Origin of the sequence: Leptolyngbya cf. ectocarpi LEGE 11479 (genome assembly GCF_015207065.1) — a bacterium.
GTDB classification, from domain to species: domain Bacteria; phylum Cyanobacteriota; class Cyanobacteriia; order Phormidesmidales; family Phormidesmidaceae; genus Leptothoe; species Leptothoe ectocarpi.
On record NZ_JADEXP010000614.1, the window covers coordinates 1 to 1,611 of the forward strand.

1 protein-coding gene is annotated in these 1,611 nt (G+C 52.0%); it reads right to left on the bottom strand.

What is annotated here, in order from left to right; translation table 11 throughout:
• Positions 1–64: 64 nt before the first annotated feature.
• On the bottom strand, positions 65–1,375 hold the full coding sequence (locus IQ260_RS30465) for an MlaD family protein (RefSeq protein WP_193996783.1): 1,311 nt from the start codon (positions 1,373–1,375) through the stop codon (positions 65–67).
• Positions 1,376–1,611: the final 236 nt, after the last annotated feature.

A 1,611-nucleotide genomic window follows, 5' to 3' on the forward strand; every position in this document is an offset into this window, starting at 1 on the left:
TCTACATATAAGAGGGCTGAGCGGAGTCGAAGCCCAGCCCAAGTGGAATTATGAGTCTCTACTTCTAATCATCTACTGGAACGTCTGATGGAAAGACGGGCTCTTCTGGTTCAGCCACAGGCGTTGGCCGGTTAGCTAAATCAGTCACGTAGCGCTCACCATTAAACCTAAGGCTGGGTTCTTCCTCTAAGGCCCGAACGATCTGCTTCTGTTCATTGAGCTGCTCGACCACTTCTGTCTGATTTTCCAAATCCCCCGTGAATGAGACTAAGTCAGACAGGCTGTTGAGCAGTTCTCTCACATCGTCACGCAGGGTGGGATCGCCGGTCAAGGTGTCCACATCGGCCATGATTTTTTGAGCACTTTGAAACACATCGCGAGCCGATTCGATCGTCTGCTGGAGCAGAACCAGATTTTCGCTGGTGTTTAGAGAAGAGGAAATATCTCGCAGGTCTTGGGATGCGATCGCAGCGTTATTGGCCAACAGCTCAATATTATTGACCAGGGTACCTTCCTCAATTACAGGGGCCAGGGTATCCAAGGCTAGTCGCAGCTGCCCCGTACTAGCACTGATATTATCCAGGGTAACGGTGAGGTCATCCTGATTAGTGGCCAGAATTGTATTTACCTGAGTCAAGGTGGTGTCTAGCTGCTCAGATGTGCGCACGGTGGACGCCTCTAGCTGTTGAGCAGCCCCTGACACCGCCACCAAAGTCTGACGGGCAGATGTAGACAAGGGACGAATTTCTGTGCGCAGATCCTTGGCCATCAGGGTTACCTCATCGGTCAAACCGACAACGTTGCCTGAGATATCGCGGGTATTAGCCAATATCTCCCTGATATCCTGCAATGTGGCCGGATCGGCCAAGGCTTCAGATAGGGCCGCAGAAATTTGTTGGGAGGATTCTAGCAGGTCTTCATAGTTCACACCGACAATGCCATTAACCTGATCGCCATTACACAAAATTAGGGTGCTGTCACAGTCTTTGGCCAGGGGACCTGGGATGGAATCATCGCTCAGGCTAGTTTCTATGAGGGGTTGAATCGCTACGGTCGTTTCACCAATCAGGCCAGATTGGCTGGTTTTGACCACCGACTGAGCTGGAATGAGCAAATCTCCTCGGTTGATTTCAACTTGAACCTCCACGGTGTTGGAACCGGGGGAAATGCGTCTAATTTGCCCCACCGGCACCCCGCGATAGCTCACGACAGAGCCTTCTTGGACACCGGTAGCACTTTCAAAATCCACTAGGAGGCGATAGCTGCGCTGGCCGAAGGCGGCTCCCCGCAGCCACATCACTAACCCTCCAAATAGGGCAACGCCTGCCAAAATTAGCAGTCCCACAGAGCCTTCACGAATGGTTCTTGCACGCATAGTTTCCTATGGATAACGGTAAAGGGTACTGCTGGTCATACACCCTGGGGATGATTATACGGGGGGATCCTATCACTCATACAACCCGTTGTATCTGTTTTGTCCAATAGACCCTACAAATCTAGTGGGCCACGTGAATCGGACCATCAGTGGCGGCGCTAAAAAATTGCCGTACGTAGGGGTTAGGTGTGGAGTCGATGTCCTCTACCGGTCCCATCCACTGCACATTGCCCTGG